This is a genomic window from Bacillus sp. JJ1773 (assembly GCF_036962035.1).
GTDB lineage: Bacteria > Bacillota > Bacilli > Bacillales > Cytobacillaceae > Cytobacillus.
In genome coordinates this window covers 1-18,582 of the sequence record NZ_JBALNX010000013.1, presented here as the reverse complement: position 1 = coordinate 18,582, position 18,582 = coordinate 1, and the positions used below count along the sequence as shown (strand labels likewise).

Genomic DNA, 18,582 nt, shown 5'->3' with positions numbered 1-18,582 from the left:
ACTAACAATCAGTGGGGGAAGATCCCCCCCACTGATTGAAGTTTCACTTTATGGAAAAGTATTTTATTAATTAATACTGGAGGGTATGAAAATGGATGCCCTGGAAATATTAACGGATTTGGATCATGTCTTTCCATATTTTCAGCCGATATTTAGTGCGGATGAACTAAGAGTTACAGGCTATGAGATATTAGGAAGATATAAGGGGGAAAATGGAATAGTAAGTTTAGGACCCATTTTTCTAGATGAAAACATACCTGAAGAATACAGGCTGGAAATCGATCATGCCGTTTTAAGAAAGGCGTTAGATAAAGCACTTTTTTTAGAGGATGATATTCTCCTTTTTATCAATAAAGATGCAGATTTATTAATGTTTGATAATGCCGAATCGTTCCTATCCATTTTGTTTGAATACCAAGAAAAGGGGATAAATCTAAATCGGATCGTGTTAGAATCGACTGAGCGTATCTACAAGGGTGAAGTAGAGCATTTAGATCATCTATTAAATTATATTCGGACTTATGGTATTAAGATTGCCATTGACAATATGGGGAATGAGAGAAGCCATTTAGATAGAATTGGGCAAATCTCGCCGAATATTTTAAAGGTTGATTTGAATGAACTGCGTTCTACTGCTTCTGCCCATATATTACATGATATTTTACTTTCTATTTCTTTATTAGCGCGAAAAATTGGGGCCACTTTGCTTTTTAAAAACATTGAAATGGTCTATCAGCTTCAATTTGCTTGGAGAAATGGGGGAAGATACTATCAGGGCTATTATTTGCAAAAGCCGTCAGAGGAGTTTGTAGACCGTGATATTCAGAAGGAGAAACTGAAGGGCAAATGGCACGAATTTATTGCTTACGAGAAGAAAAAACTCGAAGAATTGTATAATGTAACAGAGAAGTTCAATGAAAGGCTTACTCAGTTTCTGCAAACAAAAAATCGCAGAATGCTCGGATATGAGGATTTAATAAAGGAACTTTCGTTATCTTTAACTGATGTCGCTTTTCGCTTATATGTTTGTGATGAGAATGGAATTCAGACATCTGCCAATATTTTTAAAGAAGATAATAATTGGTTGCTTCAGCCAGAATACCTCCATAAAAACTGGAGCTGGCGTCCCTATTTTTTCGAAAATATTTTGAAAATGAAAAAGGAAAAACGAGGTATCTTATCTGATTTATACAGAGATATAGAAACAGGGCAAACAATCCGAACTTTTTCGTATCCGCTAAATGCGCTTGAATATATATTTATAGATCTTTCATATGATTTCCTTTATGAACATGAAGGATTACTTTAAAGGCCTCCGAATTGGAGGCCTTTTTTTGTCTAAATTTTGTCTGAAAACGACATAGTTTTTTAAAATTTAGTACGGATTAGATAGGTGTGATTCACTTCACTACAATGAGAACCTTTCGCAATTATTATGTAAGTATAAAGAACAAAAGGAGGTTGGGTTCAGATGGGAGCTACAAAACAAGAAAGTAAATTAAAGGTAGAAGAGGAATCACAAAAAGGAACAGGCTTATCCGTAACCTTAGTCGGGGCAGTTATTCTGATTACTTATTTTGTACTATTCGGTTTATATATGGGTAGAGTTTAGGGGGGGAAAATGATGCATCGTGGAGAAAAAATATGGCTGACATTAAGCTTTGGAATGATAATGATATTCATGCTTATTACTGGTTATCAAGGATTTGCCTTAGGGATGGCACCACCAAGTCATAAGGAAACAATCGACCCGCAAAAGGTAGACCAAACAGCACCATTTGATCAGCCAGGAATTAAAAAAATTGGTGAAAATGAATATGAAGTGGTTATGACTTTGCAAATATTTAGTTTTACTCCAAGTAATATTGAAGTGCCTGCTGGATCAACCGTACATTTCACAATGACTTCTAAAGATGTTGTGCACGGATTCCAAGTAGCAAATACAAATATTAATACGATGGTAATGCCTGGTCATATTTCAAAAATTACGCAAAAGTTTGACAAACCGGGTGATTATTTAGTGCTTTGTAATGAATACTGTGGTGCTGGCCACCAGTTAATGAGTACTACCATTACAGTTAAATAAAGGGGGGAAGTTCAGTGGAAACGGTTTTACAGCAAAAGGGAAAATCAACAGCATTTAAAGATCAAGCAAATAAAGTGCTTGGTGTAAATTTAGAGGATGCAAAAATATCGAAATCATATTTATCTGTTGCATTTATAGCATTACTTCTTGGCGGATTGTTAGGGTTATTGCAAGGATTAAACCGTGCTGGTCTTCTGGAGCTGCCATCATGGGCTAATTATTATCAAGTATTAACCGCACACGGCTTACTACTAGTTGTTGTGATGTCAGCTTTCTTTACAATTGGTTATTTTTATGCAGGACTTTCACATACATTAGGCGGTCTTCTTCCAAAAGTTAGAAAAATGGCTTGGATAGGTTTTTGGATGAAGATATTCGGTTTTGTATTAGTAGTAATTCCAATCTTAATGAATGAAGCATCTGTTATGTATACATTCTATCCGCCAATGGCAGCTCACCCAGTATTTTACTTTGGTTTAGTGTTCATTGTACTAGGTGTTTGGATGCTTTCAGCTGGAGCATTTATTAATATAGCGAATTGGAGAAAGAATCACAAGGGACAACATCTTCCAATTCTTGCTTTCTTTGCTACTGGTGTATTTGTATTACTAGTCGGAGCAACTGCTTTTGTTGCGGTTGAAGTACTATTTATGATTATTCCATGGTCGCTTGGCTGGGTGGATACAATCAATGTTATGGTTGCCCGTACTCTATTTTGGGCTTTTGGACATACGGCAGTAAATATTTGGTATTTGACAGCTGTGTCTGCATGGTACGTCATAGTGCCAAAAGTTATTGGGGGCACACGCTTTAATGACTATTTAACTCGAGTTGTTGTTATTGCATTAGTTATTATGAATATTACTGGTGGATTCCACCATCAAATTATTGACCCGGGTATTTCAGTACCAGTAAAATTCATGCACGTGTTTATGAGTTTAGCAATTGGATTCCCTTCATTAATGACTGCGTACGCAATGTTTGCGGTATTTGAACGTACTGGAAGAAGAAAAGGCGGAAAAGGACTTTTAGGCTGGTTTAAAAAATTACCATGGGGCGATGTTCGTTTCCTATCACCATTTATCGCAATGGCTGCATTTGCACCAGCTGGAGCAGGCGGTATTGTACAAAGTACGAACCAATTAGACCAGGTTGTTCATAATACAATGTGGATTGTCGGTCACTTCCATTTAACATTAGGTATGTCCGTAGTAATGACATTCTTTGGCATTAGTTATTGGTTAATTCCACATTTATCAAAACGAGTATTAACACCGCAAATGAATAAATTAGGTGTTATTCAAACGATTATTTGGACAATTGGTATGATAATTATGTCCGGATCCATGCACACAGTTGGATTGTTTGGTTCACCGCGAAGAACTTCCTTTACAACGTATGGTGACTTTTCAACAACATTAGGCTGGGATCCATATATGATGATGATTGGAATTGGTGCAACACTCCTAATGATCGCAGTAATTATTCAGGTGTATGCAGTATTTAATTTAATGTTCTTTGCACCAAAGGGAGAAACAGAATTCCCTATTGCTGAAGTGGAAGATGGAGAGGCTAGAACTCCATATATGACTGAACGTTGGGGAGTTTGGATTGTTGTAATGTTAATAGTTATTGCTATGGCATATGTTTTACCACTAACAGATATGATTGTTAATGCACCACCAGGTTCACCACCATTTAAAACTTGGTAAAATCGAAATGCGGAAGCGGCTCGTTCAGCCCCGACAAGCATAAGACGCTCTATGAAAGAAGGTGCTCTTTGCCTTCATTCATAGATTGGCTTATGACCTCGAGGTCGACAAAAGCGCGACGTCCTGTCGCATTGTCGACACTAGTACGTCCTGTACGTCGGGGCTAGCCGCTGCAGCTGGACAATGATTGACAATTGAGATAGCTCATATGCAGGGCTATCTCTTTTTAATAAAAATTAAGAAAAAAACCAAAAAAAGCAAAATAATGATTTGGGAAGTGATTTCCGTGATCAAAAACCGGCATAATACAATTGCTATTATTGTTGTATTACTGTTTGGATGTGTGTTGTTTTTTATAGCGACAGATGGATTCCGAGCATTTACGGCAGAAACCGCGAGAGTGAATCAGCTAATGGAGGAAAAGCCCGTATTCCCTGATGTCACTTTGGAGGATAACAAAGGACGGAAATATTCAATTTCTGAGTTTAAAGATAAGTATGTATTCATAACGTTTCTTTATACATCATGTGCAACTGTCTGCCCCCAATTAGAAATGAATATGGCTCAAGTCTATGAATTGCTGCCAAGAAAATATATCGGGGAAGACATCGTTTTTTTGAGTATTAGCTTTGATCCGACTAGAGATGACCCAGCAACATTAGAAACATACAGAAAGGCTTTTAATAGTGATGGAGAAACTTGGAGGATGGCGAGAATACCTAATCAAGCTGAATTAGACTCCTTGCTGGAGAAATTTGGCGTCATTGTCATTCCTGATGGGCTTGGGAATTTCACTCATAATTCTGCATTTTATTTAGTTGATGAAAAAGGCCGTTTAGTTGATGTTATGGATTATACGAAGATTGAAGAAGCTGCTGCTAAGGTAACAAGCATTCTTGAAAATGAAGCGGGGGTGTAATGATGACACAAGTTATATATGCCTTACTGTTATATATTTTCCTGATGCTTCCTCCTGTAGCAAATTTAGTAGAATCCATCATGATTACACATATGCATATGCAGATGCCCCTGCTTGTGATCTCAGGATTTTTTATGGCACGTTTTTTTCAATTGCGGTTTCCTCGTTTTTTCGAAAAGTGGAATAGTAATGGTATACCGGGAATTATTTTATTTATGGTTATAGCTATATATTGGACAATACCACGAACAATGGATGAGGCCTTGACGATACAAAGTGTAGAAATTTTTAAATTTATCAGTTTGCCTTTCTTAGCGGGAGTTCCACTTAGAGATAGTTGGAAAAAGCTCAGTTCGACTGGAAAAAACGTTATTATTATCATTTTTACAATTAAGTATTTTGGGATGGGTTTTTTATACATTTGGTCACCTGACCAATTATGCAATAATTATTTATTAATTGATCAATTAACCCTTGGATGGGGGTTTTTGACAACGGCTATTGCACTGTTAATTTATTTGGTGTACAAACATTTTGTTGACCCTTCAGAATATGAATAAGATGAAGAAGGTGGATTTTATATCAACAAACCAATGTAAAAAATACTCATAATCCAAATGCTTATCAACAGCTTTGGGTTCTGGGTATTTTTTGTCTAATGAAGGGGCTTTTCGTGTTTTTAAGCTTTTTCCTGTCAGAATCTGCAGTTATTTTGCGAACAAAAACATCGTTCTGTCCCTTTGTTTGTTGATAAAATGAGAATTATTAAGAAATGAAGGGGACGATAGAATGATCAGGCTTATCAGTAAAATACTTCCAATAATTGTTGCGATAGCTTTCATTTTTCCAACGATAACGAAAGCTGAGAAGATGTTATCCAATCGTGAAGATGTTTTTGCTTTTGTCCAAGCTGCCTATCAAGCTCAGCTTTCACTTGGTGAAAAACCTAGGACAGTGGAGGAAATTGATAAAATATTGTCTCCATATTTTACTGAAGAAGCAAAAAGGATTTTTTTAGAGGAAAACCTTTTCTCAGAAAATAGTTTGTATATTACATATGGAACTGATTTCCCATTTTATTATATTCCCTACTTTAGCTTTACAGATGAAACGAAGCTAGTCTCGCACGAAAATGAAAAGTATTTTTTTGAGTTTTTCCCTGAGATGGATGAAGGTCCTGTTTCTTATGAAAGCCATTATGAAGGCTTATTATTAACAGTGAGTGATGGTGGTTGGAGAATAGCTGAATTTTTATATAATAATATTCCTGAGGAGCTGTTGCAGCCAGAGAAAGAGCAAACTCACTCAACAAGCAAAGATCATATAAACTACTTTCAGAAAAAAATAGTCCAATCATCTTTGCAAGTTGGCTTATGCTTGAATCCATTAGAGTTTTTAATCAAATATGGCAGGTTTTGCTCGACTTTATAAAACAGTAAGTGAACAATCCAATAAAAAAATGAATGGTTATTCTTTAATATCTAAAATATCCTTTAACCTTTCTAAATCAAAACCAGTGATAACTTCTTCTCCAATTACGATTGTTGGGGTAGAAAATGATTGATATTTATTTATTAAATCATTTCTAGCTTTTTCGTCTTTTTTAATATCTTTTGCTGTATAAGAAAAGCCGTATTCACTTAAGAATCTTTTCGTTATTTCGCAAGGCGGACAATCTGGCTGTGTATAAATGGTAATTTCTTTCATTAAGGCTCCCTCACTTTCATTTCTATATTAGTGTAAATGGTCAGTGAATTTCAATCAATTATTCTCGATGCAATCATGATGATAAGACTGTTTTCCATTCATATCTTATTCCAGAGGTTCTCAAAAGTAAAAAAACGAGAAAAAAAATATTTTTTTCTTGTACAATTGGGTTACATTAATTTATGCTGTTAATATTGGTATGCAAGGGAATGGAATTGAAATTTCTGAATTTAATCATTTAGGATAGAAACATGCCAAAAGAGAAACCTAAATATAATGTTTAAGGTTTTTGTGAAAGGAGAGGGAGCATGTCACAGCTTCAAGGGATATTAACACGTTTAAAAAACTTACAGGAACAATCTACAGGCGGAGAGCCGATGCAACGTTTTTTCGAGGTGAACGGCGAGAGAAAATGTCAGGTAACGTACCAGCCAAAAAGTGAAATGTTTGAGTTAGAAGTCTATAATGATAAGGAAAAACCTAAAAGGTATCAATTTGATAATATTGATATGATTACGATAGAAATTTTTGATCTAATTCAATAAACCATTTAGAAGGGAGCCAATTACGGTTCCCTTTTTTGGCCGATAGGAAAGTATAACTTTCCTATTAGGCATAAGAGCAACTACGCCTCTGTCTTCGCCCTTTGGGGCTCGCCAATCGGCGAGTTTTCTAATACATTTAAATCTTTCCAATAGTTAATTATAGTAATGAGGTGATGAAATGATGCTTCCGACTGTAAAGTGTCCTAAGTGTTTAACGGAATCTGAAATAACTTCCGTTTTAACGGCTCAATCGAACCAAAATGTCATTTATACATGCTCACGTTGTCAATACGAGGTTAAGGACATTCATACTAGTAAAGGATGATTAATCCTAATGATTTTAGGAGGACGTTACTTTTTAGGAGCAACTAAATGAAAACTGTGTTAAACTAAAATAGATAGATAATAATAATTTTTGAGGAGTTTCGGCGATGATCAGTCTTCACAGCGGGGAGTTTTTAGAAAAGAATATCCGAAATTTTATGATACCATCAGAACGGGTAGCACATGTTCAAATTGGCAATAATTTAGAGCATGCTCTTTTAGTGTTAACAAAAAGCGGCTACACGGCCATTCCTGTACTTGATCCGTATTATAAACTTCATGGCTTAATAAGTACCCCGTTAATCATGGACTCAATTCTAGGCCTTGAGAGAATTGAATTTGAACAGCTGGAAAAAAAGCGCGTAGAAGAAGTAATGAATCGGAAAATTCCAAGACTAAACATTAATTCATCCATCCAGGATTCAGTTGCTTTATTAATTGACAATCCATTCCTTTGCATTGAGAATGAAGATGGTTTTTTTGAAGGAATATTTACACGAAGAACCGTAATGATAGAGTTAAATAAACAAATTCGCAAAATGAATAAAAACTAATGCTCCCTTTCAAGGGAGCTTGATTTTTTTATTAGATAAGCACGTATACTAATTTAATTACGAGGAGCGAAACGATTTTAGGAGGAAAATGGCTTGGAACAGGTAATGGAAAAATCATTTATACATAAAGATAAAAAACAAACAAGACGTCCTTTAGTGCTAGCTTCGGTGATGCTAGCTATGTTTATGGGGGCGATAGAGGCTACAATTGTTTCTACTGCAATGCCAGTGATCGTAGGGGATTTAGGCGGATTTTCTTTATATAGCTGGGTGTTTTCTGCTTATTTGCTGATGAATGCAGTGACTGTACTTATTTATGGGAAGCTATCTGATTTATTTGGAAGAAAACCGATTTTAATTATTGGGATTGTCATTTTTTTAATTGGCTCGATATTATGTGGATTTGCACAATCCATGAAAATGCTCATCATCTTTAGATTAATTCAGGGCATTGGAGCAGGGGCTGTTATGCCGATTGCTACAACCATTGTCGGTGATATTTATACGAAGGAAGAGAGAGCCAAAATTCAAGGATATTTATCAAGTGTATGGGGGATATCTGCCATTATGGGCCCAGCAGTCGGCGGAATTTTAGTCGAATATGTAAGCTGGCATTATGTATTTTGGATTAATATCCCTCTTGGTATTTTGGCCATTATCGGAATATCGAAATTTCTTCATGAAAACATAGAAAAGAAAAAGCCTCAGATAGATTATATAGGTGCACTGCTTCTGACGGTTTCTATTTCATCGTTAATGATTGTCTTAGTGGAGGGAGGAGTTAATTGGGCCTGGACCTCATCAAAGGCCATTAGCTTGATAGGCATTAGCTTGCTAGCTTTCTTATTATTTGTTTTTCAGGAAAAAAGAACGCCGGAACCGATGATGCCTTTTAGCATTTGGAAAGAACGCTCAATCCTTATCGCTAACTTAGCTTCCTTAACGACAGGAGTTATCCTAATAGGAATATCGAGCTTTCTGCCAGCATTTGTTCAAGGTGTGATGGAGCGCTCGCCAATAGTTGCTGGATTTACGCTAACAACTATGTCAATTGGCTGGCCGATTGCCTCATGGTCAGCAGGTCGATTATTGTTAAAAATCGGGTTTAGAAGCACGTCAATTATTGGTGGTTTATCTCTCATTTTAGGATGTATAGTGTTTGCTACTCTTTCCCCCGAGGCAGGACCGCTTTGGGCCGCATGCGGATCTTTTCTTGTAGGTGTTGGAATGGGGCTAACCTTAACAACCTTTATTGTTTCAATTCAGAGTACAGTCAGCTGGCATCAAAGAGGCATTGCAACAGCTGCCAATATGTTTATGAGAAATTTAGGAAATACAATTGGGGCAGCCTTGCTTGGCGGAATATTAAATAATCGAATTATGTATTACTTTCAAGAAAAAGGGCATGGTGCTGGAGAAGATTTATCGATTGATTCAACGAATATTCTTTTGAATGAAGAGGAAAGAAATAAACTTGCAGATGGATTAAAAGCATTGCTTCAAGATGGCCTTACTTTTTCTTTACAAACGGTTTATTATACAGTGCTAATTTTTGCTGTAATCAGCTTTATCCTTGTTATGTTACTGCCAAAGAAAGAACCAGGCTCTGCAAAGTAATTGCAGGGTCTTTTTGTAATAAAACCGATTTTTCACCAACAATGAAACTTTAAACTTTTTAGGTTATAGTAGAAGAAAAAAGAACGGAGTGAACATATGTCATCACTTTCTGAGTTTCACTTTCTTTCGGTCCTTGCTCAGGAAATGAATATGAGGAAGGCAGCTGAGAGATTATTTGTTTCACAGCCTGCTTTATCTCAGCGCTTGCAAACGATTGAGAAAGAGTGGGGAGAAAAATTATTTGTCCGTTCTCAAAAGGGATTATCTTTAACACCTGCTGGGGAACTTGTCATAAAATTTATTAATGAGGTTATTGTGAAAGAGGAAAAGGTGAGGGAATCCATCCATGCGCTTAATGCAGAAGTTCATGGAACTTTGAAGATAGCTGTTGCCTCTATAGTTGGGCAAAATTGGCTTCCGCAAGTATTAAAGAAATTCGTAACCCGCTACCCTCAAGCAAAGGTTTCTCTATTGACCGGCTGGAGCAGTGAAATATTAAAATCAATTTATGAAGATCAAGTACATATTGGAATTATACGGGGCACACCAGATTGGAAGGGAATAAAAATTCATCTTTTTAAGGACCCTCTTTATTTGGTCGACACTGAAATTACATCACCTGAACAGATTTTAAATACAGATCGCCCATTTATTCAGTTTAAAAGTGATTCTAATTACTTTCAGGAAATTCAAGATTGGTGGCTTCGGACTTTCAAGACAGCCCCAAAAAGAACGATCGTAGTTGATCAAATTGAAACATGTAAACAAATGACATTCAACGGGATCGGTTATGCGATTTTGCCTGCAATTACTTTAAATGGTGCTGAGAAAAACATATTTAAAGTACCGTTGTTGGATGAGCATGGCCTTCCCTTAAAAAGGGATACATGGCTGCTTGGCTATGAATCTGCTTTCCAGCTTAAGCAGGTACAGGCCTTTGTTGAATTAATAAAGGAATTTATAGAAGAGGAAGGAAATGAAGACAGAAGCAGTGAGTAAAAGGGTTAGGATGAGCATTTTGTTTTATTCCGAATGATAACTTTGTTAAAATTGATATTGAAACAATATTCCGACAGCCAATAAATTATTGATTAAATTCTGTAAAAAGAGGGTAAAAATTGTAATGGGTTTATATCAAATAAATTTATTTAATATACAATAATAGGTATTTAATTAAATTAATTACAATTTGATATTGACCTCAAATCATTACTCATCTATACTTGTAATTGTGAATAAAAGCATAAATGAGAAACTAATTAATCTATTCTCATTTAATACTTTAATGGAGGGATTACATATGCCTGAACGTATGGTAGGTAAACAAGCACCTAGATTTGAAATGGATGCAGTTTTAGCAAACAAAGAATTTGGAAAAGTAAGCCTTGAAGAAAATATGAAAAATGATAAGTGGACAGTTCTTTTCTTCTATCCAATGGATTTCACTTTCGTATGTCCAACAGAAATCACAGCATTATCAGATCGTTATGATGAGTTCGAAGATTTAGATGCGGAAGTAATTGGAGTGTCTACAGATACAATTCATACGCACTTAGCTTGGATCAATACTGATCGCAAGAACAACGGCCTAGGTGATTTGAAATATCCATTAGCTGCTGATACAAATCATGTTGTTTCACGCGATTATGGAGTATTAATTGAAGAAGAAGGAATCGCCCTTCGCGGATTATATATTATTAGCCCAGAGGGTGAATTAATGTATTCTGTTGTTAACCATAACAACATAGGCCGTGATGTGGATGAAACTCTTCGTGTTCTTCAAGCACTTCAAACTGGCGGACTTTGCCCAGCTAACTGGAAGCCAGGACAAAGTACACTAAATGTATAATTAAGAATTTTAATGAAAAGGCCTAACTTGATTGTTAGGTCTTTTCTTAAAGTATGATTCGATATGAGGGGGATAAACAATGAAATTACGTGAGCAAATGCCTGAGTTAACAGGTGCAACTGAATGGTTAAATGGAGAGGTAACGAAGGCTCAGCTTGTAGGTGAAAAGCCAACATTAATTCATTTTTGGTCTGTTAGCTGTCATCTTTGTAAAGAAGCAATGCCGCATGTTAATAAATTTAGGGATGATTATAAGGATCAATTAAATGTTGTTGCTGTTCATATGCCTCGTTCTGAGGATGATTTGGATTTAGAATTAATCAAAAAAACAGCAGCAGAGCATGAAATTGTACAGCCAATTTATGTAGATAGTGAGCATAAATTAAATGAGGCATTCGAAAATCAATACGTGCCAGCCTATTATGTATTTGATAAAGATGGAAACTTGCGTCATTTCCAAGCAGGCGGAAGCGGAATGAAAATGCTAGAGAAGCGTGTCAATCGAGTATTAGATGAAATGAATAAAGCAGAATAGTGTGAATGAACCAGGCTAAAGCTTGGTTCTTTTTTTTGAGTAAGTCCATATAGCATGAAAGGTAGTTTAAATTACATGCATATTTAAGGGTTTCGAACAGCACTTGACTAATTTCCACAGATAATAATACAATAGATAAATTATAGCAATATGTGTGTGTGACAAAATAATCGAAAATGACTGTTAATACCATGGAGGAATGATTGGTGAAGAAGGAATTTGCTGTGATTGGACTTGGACGTTTCGGTGGAAGCATTTGCCGGGCATTGGCAGAGGAAGGCATGGAAGTCATGGCAATAGATGTGAATGAAGATCGCGTAAATGAATTTTCAATGATCGCATCACATGCAGTAGTTGGAGATACTACAGATGAATCAGTTATTAAAAGTCTTGGTATTCGAAACTTTGATCATGTCATCGTAGCCATTGGTGATAATATACAGGCAAGTATTTTAACAACGTTAATTTTAAAAGAGCTGGGAGTAACAAAAATTACGGTTAAAGCCCAAAATGATTATCATGAGAAAGTATTAAGAAAAATTGGTGCAGATCATGTTGTCCATCCTGAGCGTGATATGGGCAGACGTATAGCCCACAACATCGTCTCCAATAATGTTCTCGACTATTTGGAGCTATCAGATGAACATAGTATTGTTGAAATTGTAGCAAATGAAAAGCTTAGCGGCCATACTCTAATTGATTTAGATATACGTGCAAAATATGGAATTAACATTGTTGCAATAAAGCGAAAGAATGATATCATCGTTTCCCCGTTATCACATGAGGCTATTCAGCTAAATGACATATTAATTGTTATTGGAGCAGATGTTGATATTAATCGCTTTGAGAAAAAAGTAATGAGCTAGGAGCTTTGTTTAATCGTAAAAGGGGCTGTAATTCATATAGTGAATTACAGCCCCTTTTGTATTATACTTCCATAATAATCGGCAAAATCATTGGACGGCGTTTTGTTTTTTCATATAGGAAAGGTGCCAGTGTGTCAGTTATTTCGTTTTTGATTTCTGACCATTGAGTCGTTTTCCGTTCCATTACTTTGTTCAAGTGTTTAGTAATTAATGATTGAGCATCATTAATAAGATCACCTGATTCTCTCATATAGACGAAACCGCGTGAAATGAGGTCAGGGCCTGCAGAGATTTTGAAATCCTTCATATTAATGCTGACAACAACAACTACTAATCCTTCCTCAGAAAGAATTCGTCGATCGCGCAGTACGATATTTCCGATATCACCAATTCCGTTTCCATCAATGTAAACGGAGCCTGAAGGAATTTTCCCAGCAATTTGTGCTGAATCTTCACTTAAGGCAAGTACTTCTCCATTATCCATAATAAAGCAGTTTTCATCCATCACACCACAATCTACAGCAAGTTTCGCATGCATTTTTTGCATTCTATATTCACCGTGGATTGGCATAAAGAATTTTGGCTTCATTAGTCGCAGCATTAGCTTTTGCTCTTCTTGACCTCCGTGACCAGAAGTATGGACATTGGAAAGCTTACCGTAAACAACATCTGCCCCAGCACGAGAGAGCATATCAATTGTTCTGCTTACACTAATCGTATTTCCTGGGATTGGTGATGATGAGAAAACAACCGTGTCGCCAGGATTGATTTGAATTTGTCTATGTGTTCCGTTAGCAATTCTGGATAAAGCGGCCATAGGTTCCCCTTGGCTGCCTGTGCATAAAATCGTGACTTGGTTGGAAGGCAAGCGATTAATTTGTTGGGCATCAATAAATGTATCCTTTGGGGCCTGAATATATCCTAGCTCTTGGCCAATATTAATGGCAGCTTCCATACTGCGACCAAAAACAGCAATCTTTCTGCCGTTTAATACTGCAGCTTCCGTTACTTGCTGTAGTCGGTGAATATTAGAGGCAAAAGTAGCAAAGATTACTCGGCCCTCAACTTTGCGAAATATATCATGAATGCTTTCGCCAACACGGCGTTCTGACATTGTAAAATCTTGTATTTCACTATTCGTACTATCAGATAGTAGGCATAGTACCCCTTCTTTACCGATTTCTGCCATTTTAGTTAAATTTGCTGGCTCTCCTACTGGCGTAAAATCAAACTTAAAATCACCTGTATGAACGATTTGCCCTGGTGGTGTTTTTACGACAATTCCATAAGAATCGGGAATACTATGGGTTGTTCGAAAAAATGTAACGGACGTTTTTCTAAACTTTATGACATCATCTTCTTTGATTTCATGCATTTTTGTTTGTCGAAGTAATCCGTGCTCTTCTAATTTATTGCGAAGTAAACCAAGTGCTAGTTTGCCGCCATAAATAGGAATGTTTACTTCTCTTAATAAATAGGGGATTCCGCCAATATGGTCTTCATGTCCGTGCGTAATAAAAAGACCTTTAATTTTGTCTTCATTTTTTACTAAATACGTATAATCAGGTATAACATAATCAATCCCTAGGAGTTCATCTTCAGGAAATTTAATTCCTGCATCAATTAAGATGATTTCATCCTGAAATTGAACAGCATACGTGTTCTTTCCGATTTCTCCTAGTCCTCCTAGGGCGAAAACAGCTGTTTGATCATTTTTTACAAATTTCATAATTTATTCTATCTCCAATACTTTAAAGTCTTCACTTTGTTTTTCAAAATCTAAAAATTGTCCCTCTAATATAGTAATGAACTCTATATTATAAGGTTTATCCGCTAATTTAAGACGTACATCTCTTTCAGACTCTCCTTCAACATAAATAGTTTGTGTTTTTTCACGAACAGGTACCTCTTTTTTTGATTCTTGATAAAAAACTTTAAAAATCATTTGAACTCTCTCCTTCATCCGAATAACTTTTTCTATTATATATAAAATTAACATGATTTACATGTTTTTTCTTATTAAAGAAATATTTATATGTAAATGTTTTTTTATTATATAGATACCCATATTACGATAAGGAATGAGCCCTTCGCAAGATTGAAGGGCTCAAAAGGGTATTTTAAGCAATAGTTTTCTTCCGCAGCATATCTCTCCACTGTTTTAAAAGCTTCTTTCTTAGCTTCCTTAACATTGTGGATCAACTCCTTACTTTCTATTTTAAACTATCCTTGTCCAAAGTAAAGTAATCAAAGATGTTTAAAAAGATTTAGTTTTATTTTATTATATGTCAAATACAGCTTATCTCTCATGGGTATTTTTGGATAGCTCATGAATAATTGAACATTCCTTTATTAATATTCCTTAATTGACAATTTTGAAAAATGGGTTTAGTGTTTTATTACGTAAATCGAAATTTTTTACAAATTAGTTTTAAGGTAAGGATGAGGCAAATGGGAAAGCTATATAGTGCATTAGCAATTTTAAGCATCATTTGGGGAACATCATTTTTATTTGTTAAACTATTGCTGGAAGATTTGGGACCTGCTGGAGTTGTTTTTGGAAGGTGCCTTTTTGGCTTTTTAATACTAGCTATTTTCACATTAGTAAAACGTGAAAAAATCCAATACAAAGAACTTCCGCTAACAAAGCTTTTTTTAGTTGGATTACTAAACAATGCATTGCCATGGCTGCTTATTTCTATGGGTCAGACGAAAATCTCGTCAAGCTTAGCTTCCGTTATTAATGCCACAACACCTATTTGGACTCTTCTTATCGGCTCGCTATTTTTCTCAACCGTTTTAAGAAAAAAACAATGGATCGGTATTATTCTAGGGTTTATCGGGATATTTATTATTTCTGATCTAAAGTCTGGGGATTTTCTTTCGGGTCATTTTTCAGGAATCCTGTTTTTATTAGGTGCGACTATTTGTTATGGTGCAGGGACACAACTTACAAAGAAAAATTTAGGGCAAGTCTCGACCTTGCATATATCCTTATTTACCCTCTTTTTTGCTGCACTCATTAGTTTTTTCGTTATGTTAGTTTCATCGCCAGAATCCATCGTTGCCTTTACGGAATGGCATGTAATTTTCTCAATGCTTGGCTTAGGTTCATTAGGCTCAGGGGTTGCATACCTAATATATTATTATTTAATTAAAAATGGCGGTCCGGAATTTGCCTCCTTAGTAACTTATCTAGTGCCAGGATCAGCCATATTGTGGGGAGCTTTCATATTGGGAGAAAGTATTCATTATTCAATGATTGTAGGCTTGCTTATCATTTTTCTGGGGGTTTATATCACCTCTACTAAAGAAAAACAAAAAGAAGGTAAAGCTGCAGCCTAGTATGTATAGAAGGGAAAGAAACATAATTGAAAAAAATAGTATTCTTTGATATAGATGGAACGTTGGTAGACAGTGATAAACAGCTACAAAAGTCAACAAAACAAGCTCTTAAGCATTTAAAGGAGAATGGAGTATTTGTTGCGATTGCTACAGGGCGTGCTCCATTTATGTTTGACAGTCTGCGCAATGAGCTGGATATCGATTCTTTTGTTAGCTTTAATGGACAATTTGTTGTTTTTGAAAATGAAGTCATATTTAAAAATGAGCTGCCGACATCTGAAATTGAAAGGTTAGTGAACTACTCAATGGATAGAGGACATCCGCTTGTTTTTCTAGATGAAAAAGAAATGAAATCCTCAGAACTAGATAACAGATTTATTGAAGAAAGTATAGGCAGTTTGAAATTTCCTTATCCAGAAAAAGATATTGATTTTTATAAGAATAGGGAAGTTTATCAGGCATTAGTATTTACGGAAGAAAAAGAGGACGCGGCCTATGAAAGTGAATTTCCTAATTTCCGTTTTGTCCGCTGGCATCAATTTTCAACGGATGTGTTGCCTGCAGGAGGCTCAAAAGCTGAGGGAATAAAGCTAATGATAGACCGCTTAGGAATTGAGATGAAGAATGTATATGCTTTTGGGGATGGATTAAATGATATCGAAATGCTGCAAGCAGTTGGAACTGGAATTGCAATGGGCAATGCATTAGACGAAGTTAAGCTTGCTGCAGATGTAACAACAACTTCAGCAAACAACAACGGCATCTGGGACGGCTTGAAAAGAATAGGATTAATTTAGGGAAATTAAAATATAGGAAAAGACTGAACGCCTAATGTTCGGTCTTTTCCTTTGTCGCATGGTGTCCAAAAGTTGAACCTGCTATCTTTCGATTGGGACAGCACCCTCAATTGGTTTAAAAGGATCCTCTTTATTAATATGATCATAGAACATAATTCCGTTCAGATGATCAATTTCATGCTGAAACACGATGGCTAATATCCCTTTTAACCTTAATTTTACTTCAATTCCATCTATTGTAGTTCCTTGAACAGTTACTCTTGCATATCTTGGAACATTTCCAGGAATCAGATCATCAACTGATAAACAGCCTTCTCCAGAAGTTAAGTAAGCTTTTTCAACTGAGTGGCTTTTGATTCTTGGATTAAACAGCGCATAATTATGAAGAGTTCCTTTTTCATCCTTAAGGTAGACAGCAATCATCCTTTTTGAAATATTGATTTGCGGAGCAGCCAGCCCGATGCCTGGGCGCAGGCCATATTTTTCTGCAATCTCGGGGTTTTGACTATTGATTACATATTCTAAAAGGCTTTGTAAAATTAGCTTATCCTCTTCTGTTGGTGGAAGTGGAACTTCATCTGCAACTTTTCTTAATGTTGGGTGTCCATCACGAATAATATCCCTCATCGTTAACATGTCATTCACTCCTGTAGCATAAGATCAATCGGCGAATTTTTAATTACTTTATTTAGTCTATCAAAATGAATGAAAAATGTTAATAAAAAGAGAAGGTACATTTTTGCACCTTCTCCTACAATATTAGCAAAAGCAAACGCAGCCAACGATGATAAGAAGAATAAAAAGCACAACAATCAGCGCGAAGCCTCCGCCGCAGCCAAAACCGCCAGCAAACCCTGGATAGCCGCAGCCATAACCGTATCCACCATAACCAAACATGAAGGATAACCTCCCTAAAGTAGATTATCGCCTACATATTATTTTTTTTATAGGACGATTTATATAGCCTATGTTAGGAGTATTTTGTTGGTGAAGGCCTTTGCCTATGTCATAAATGAAAAGTATAGGGAATAGAATTATTTATGGACAAGCCTTTCGTGTATTGAAAAATGATGAGGCTGCAGGTATAGTTAAATTGTTCTAATTAAGGGGGTCTATAGCGTGCCGGTATCAATAAAAAGCTGCCTGATAATCATTTGTTTAAGTACGGTAATGATTATTTCTGGTTGTTTGAATAAGAGTTCAACTGTTGAACAAATATATAATGTTTTAGAAAAGGTTGTTGCATCGGAAGAATTATTTGAACAGCAGCAAGATCCGTTAGTCGAATTAGAGAAGAAAGAAAAAGAAATTTATGATAAAATAATTTCCTTAGGCATGAAGGAAATGGGAGAAGTTTCTAAATTGTCAGATGAAGCTGCCCAAATCGTTGACCAGCGGCAGGAACATATGGTCAAAGAAGAGGAAAGCATAAAAGCTTCTGAAAATGAGTTTAAATCATTAGAGCCACTGATTGAAGAAATGGAAGATCCTGAACTTAAGAGACTATCGCAAGATTTATTTGATTGTATGATGGAAAGATATTCTATTCATGAAGAAATATTTCAACATTACTCTAAAGCTATTCAATTAGATAAAGACCTTTACGCTATGTTTAAAGAAGAAAATCTTCAATTGACTCAGCTTGAGGAACAAATTAATAAAATTAATGAAGCATATGGAAAAATAATTGATGCTAATAAAAAATTTAATGAAAAAACAAAGCAAT

22 protein-coding genes are annotated in these 18,582 nt (G+C 35.8%); 17 read left to right on the top strand and 5 right to left on the bottom strand.

From position 1 onward, the window contains the following. Positions 1-91: 91 nt before the first annotated feature. From V7127_RS03490 to V7127_RS03460, 7 genes are all read left to right on the top strand, one after another. On the top strand, positions 92-1,309 hold the full coding sequence (locus V7127_RS03490; protein ID WP_335348046.1) for an EAL domain-containing protein: 1,218 nt from the start codon (positions 92-94) through the stop codon (positions 1,307-1,309). Positions 1,310-1,471: 162 nt separating this feature from the next. Next, positions 1,472-1,612 (top strand): hypothetical protein, encoded by a 141-nt coding sequence (locus V7127_RS03485; RefSeq protein WP_335348045.1) that lies wholly within the window; start codon positions 1,472-1,474, stop codon positions 1,610-1,612. Between the two features lie 9 nt (positions 1,613-1,621). Beyond that, positions 1,622-2,086 carry a cytochrome c oxidase subunit II gene (locus V7127_RS03480; RefSeq protein ID WP_335348044.1) on the top strand — a complete coding sequence of 155 codons (465 nt, stop codon included), beginning with the start codon at positions 1,622-1,624 and terminating at the stop codon, positions 2,084-2,086. A 14-nt stretch (positions 2,087-2,100) separates the two neighbouring features. Then, positions 2,101-3,798, top strand: coding sequence for a cbb3-type cytochrome c oxidase subunit I (locus tag V7127_RS03475; RefSeq protein ID WP_335348043.1), 1,698 nt, complete (start codon positions 2,101-2,103; stop codon positions 3,796-3,798). A 286-nt stretch (positions 3,799-4,084) separates the two neighbouring features. After that, entirely contained in the window at positions 4,085-4,717 is a 633-nt protein-coding gene (locus V7127_RS03470) for an SCO family protein (RefSeq protein ID WP_335348042.1), read from the top strand. Between the two features lie 2 nt (positions 4,718-4,719). Then, positions 4,720-5,277 (top strand): hypothetical protein, encoded by a 558-nt coding sequence (locus V7127_RS03465; protein WP_335348048.1) that lies wholly within the window; start codon positions 4,720-4,722, stop codon positions 5,275-5,277. A gap of 229 nt (positions 5,278-5,506) precedes the next feature. Further along, entirely contained in the window at positions 5,507-6,148 is a 642-nt protein-coding gene (locus V7127_RS03460) for a DUF3993 domain-containing protein (RefSeq protein WP_335348041.1), read from the top strand. 36 nt (positions 6,149-6,184) lie between these two features. Here V7127_RS03460 and V7127_RS03455 read toward each other — a convergent pair whose 3' ends face one another. Next, on the bottom strand, positions 6,185-6,424 hold the full coding sequence (locus V7127_RS03455) for a glutaredoxin family protein (protein WP_335348040.1): 240 nt from the start codon (positions 6,422-6,424) through the stop codon (positions 6,185-6,187). A gap of 308 nt (positions 6,425-6,732) precedes the next feature. On the opposite strand from V7127_RS03455, the gene V7127_RS03450 reads away from it, so the two are divergent. The 7 genes from V7127_RS03450 to V7127_RS03420 all read left to right on the top strand — a co-directional run bounded on the left by V7127_RS03450 (position 6,733) and on the right by V7127_RS03420 (position 12,714). Continuing rightward, a complete protein-coding gene (locus tag V7127_RS03450; RefSeq protein WP_066289674.1) occupies positions 6,733-6,969 on the top strand; it encodes a YkuJ family protein in 237 nt (78 codons plus the stop codon). 431 nt (positions 6,970-7,400) lie between these two features. Further along, a complete protein-coding gene (gene cbpB, locus V7127_RS03445; RefSeq protein ID WP_335348039.1) occupies positions 7,401-7,847 on the top strand; it encodes a cyclic-di-AMP-binding protein CbpB in 447 nt (148 codons plus the stop codon). Between the two features lie 105 nt (positions 7,848-7,952). After that, positions 7,953-9,464 carry an MDR family MFS transporter gene (locus V7127_RS03440; RefSeq protein WP_335348047.1) on the top strand — a complete coding sequence of 504 codons (1,512 nt, stop codon included), beginning with the start codon at positions 7,953-7,955 and terminating at the stop codon, positions 9,462-9,464. A gap of 96 nt (positions 9,465-9,560) precedes the next feature. Then, positions 9,561-10,463: a LysR family transcriptional regulator gene (locus V7127_RS03435; RefSeq protein WP_335354565.1), complete on the top strand. Its 903-nt coding sequence runs from the start codon at positions 9,561-9,563 to the stop codon at positions 10,461-10,463. 301 nt (positions 10,464-10,764) lie between these two features. Next, positions 10,765-11,313, top strand: a complete 549-nt coding sequence (locus tag V7127_RS03430; protein ID WP_315668375.1) for a peroxiredoxin — start codon at positions 10,765-10,767, stop codon at positions 11,311-11,313. Between the two features lie 79 nt (positions 11,314-11,392). Beyond that, a complete protein-coding gene (locus tag V7127_RS03425) occupies positions 11,393-11,848 on the top strand; it encodes a TlpA family protein disulfide reductase (protein WP_335348038.1) in 456 nt (151 codons plus the stop codon). A gap of 206 nt (positions 11,849-12,054) precedes the next feature. Beyond that, positions 12,055-12,714 (top strand): potassium channel family protein, encoded by a 660-nt coding sequence (locus V7127_RS03420; protein ID WP_335348037.1) that lies wholly within the window; start codon positions 12,055-12,057, stop codon positions 12,712-12,714. Between the two features lie 61 nt (positions 12,715-12,775). Here the strand turns inward: V7127_RS03420 and rnjA are convergent, their stop codons facing one another. Beyond that, on the bottom strand, positions 12,776-14,443 hold the full coding sequence (gene rnjA, locus V7127_RS03415; RefSeq protein WP_335483569.1) for a ribonuclease J1: 1,668 nt from the start codon (positions 14,441-14,443) through the stop codon (positions 12,776-12,778). Between the two features lie 3 nt (positions 14,444-14,446). Further along, positions 14,447-14,659: a DNA-dependent RNA polymerase subunit epsilon gene (locus tag V7127_RS03410; protein ID WP_335483567.1), complete on the bottom strand. Its 213-nt coding sequence runs from the start codon at positions 14,657-14,659 to the stop codon at positions 14,447-14,449. Positions 14,660-15,165: 506 nt separating this feature from the next. Here V7127_RS03410 and V7127_RS03405 point away from each other — a divergent pair. After that, positions 15,166-16,059: a DMT family transporter gene (locus V7127_RS03405; RefSeq protein WP_335346470.1), complete on the top strand. Its 894-nt coding sequence runs from the start codon at positions 15,166-15,168 to the stop codon at positions 16,057-16,059. Positions 16,060-16,085: 26 nt separating this feature from the next. Then, positions 16,086-16,856, top strand: a complete 771-nt coding sequence (locus tag V7127_RS03400; RefSeq protein ID WP_335346471.1) for a Cof-type HAD-IIB family hydrolase — start codon at positions 16,086-16,088, stop codon at positions 16,854-16,856. 81 nt (positions 16,857-16,937) lie between these two features. Here V7127_RS03400 and def read toward each other — a convergent pair whose 3' ends face one another. Both def and V7127_RS03390 read right to left on the bottom strand, forming a co-directional pair. Next, positions 16,938-17,492, bottom strand: a complete 555-nt coding sequence (gene def / locus V7127_RS03395) for a peptide deformylase (protein WP_335355599.1) — start codon at positions 17,490-17,492, stop codon at positions 16,938-16,940. Positions 17,493-17,615: 123 nt separating this feature from the next. Then, positions 17,616-17,753 (bottom strand): YjcZ family sporulation protein, encoded by a 138-nt coding sequence (locus tag V7127_RS03390; RefSeq protein WP_335355598.1) that lies wholly within the window; start codon positions 17,751-17,753, stop codon positions 17,616-17,618. 222 nt (positions 17,754-17,975) lie between these two features. On the opposite strand from V7127_RS03390, the gene V7127_RS03385 reads away from it, so the two are divergent. Beyond that, positions 17,976-18,582, top strand: a 607-nt coding sequence (locus V7127_RS03385; protein WP_335483565.1) for a YkyA family protein, incomplete at its 3' end; no start/stop codon positions are given.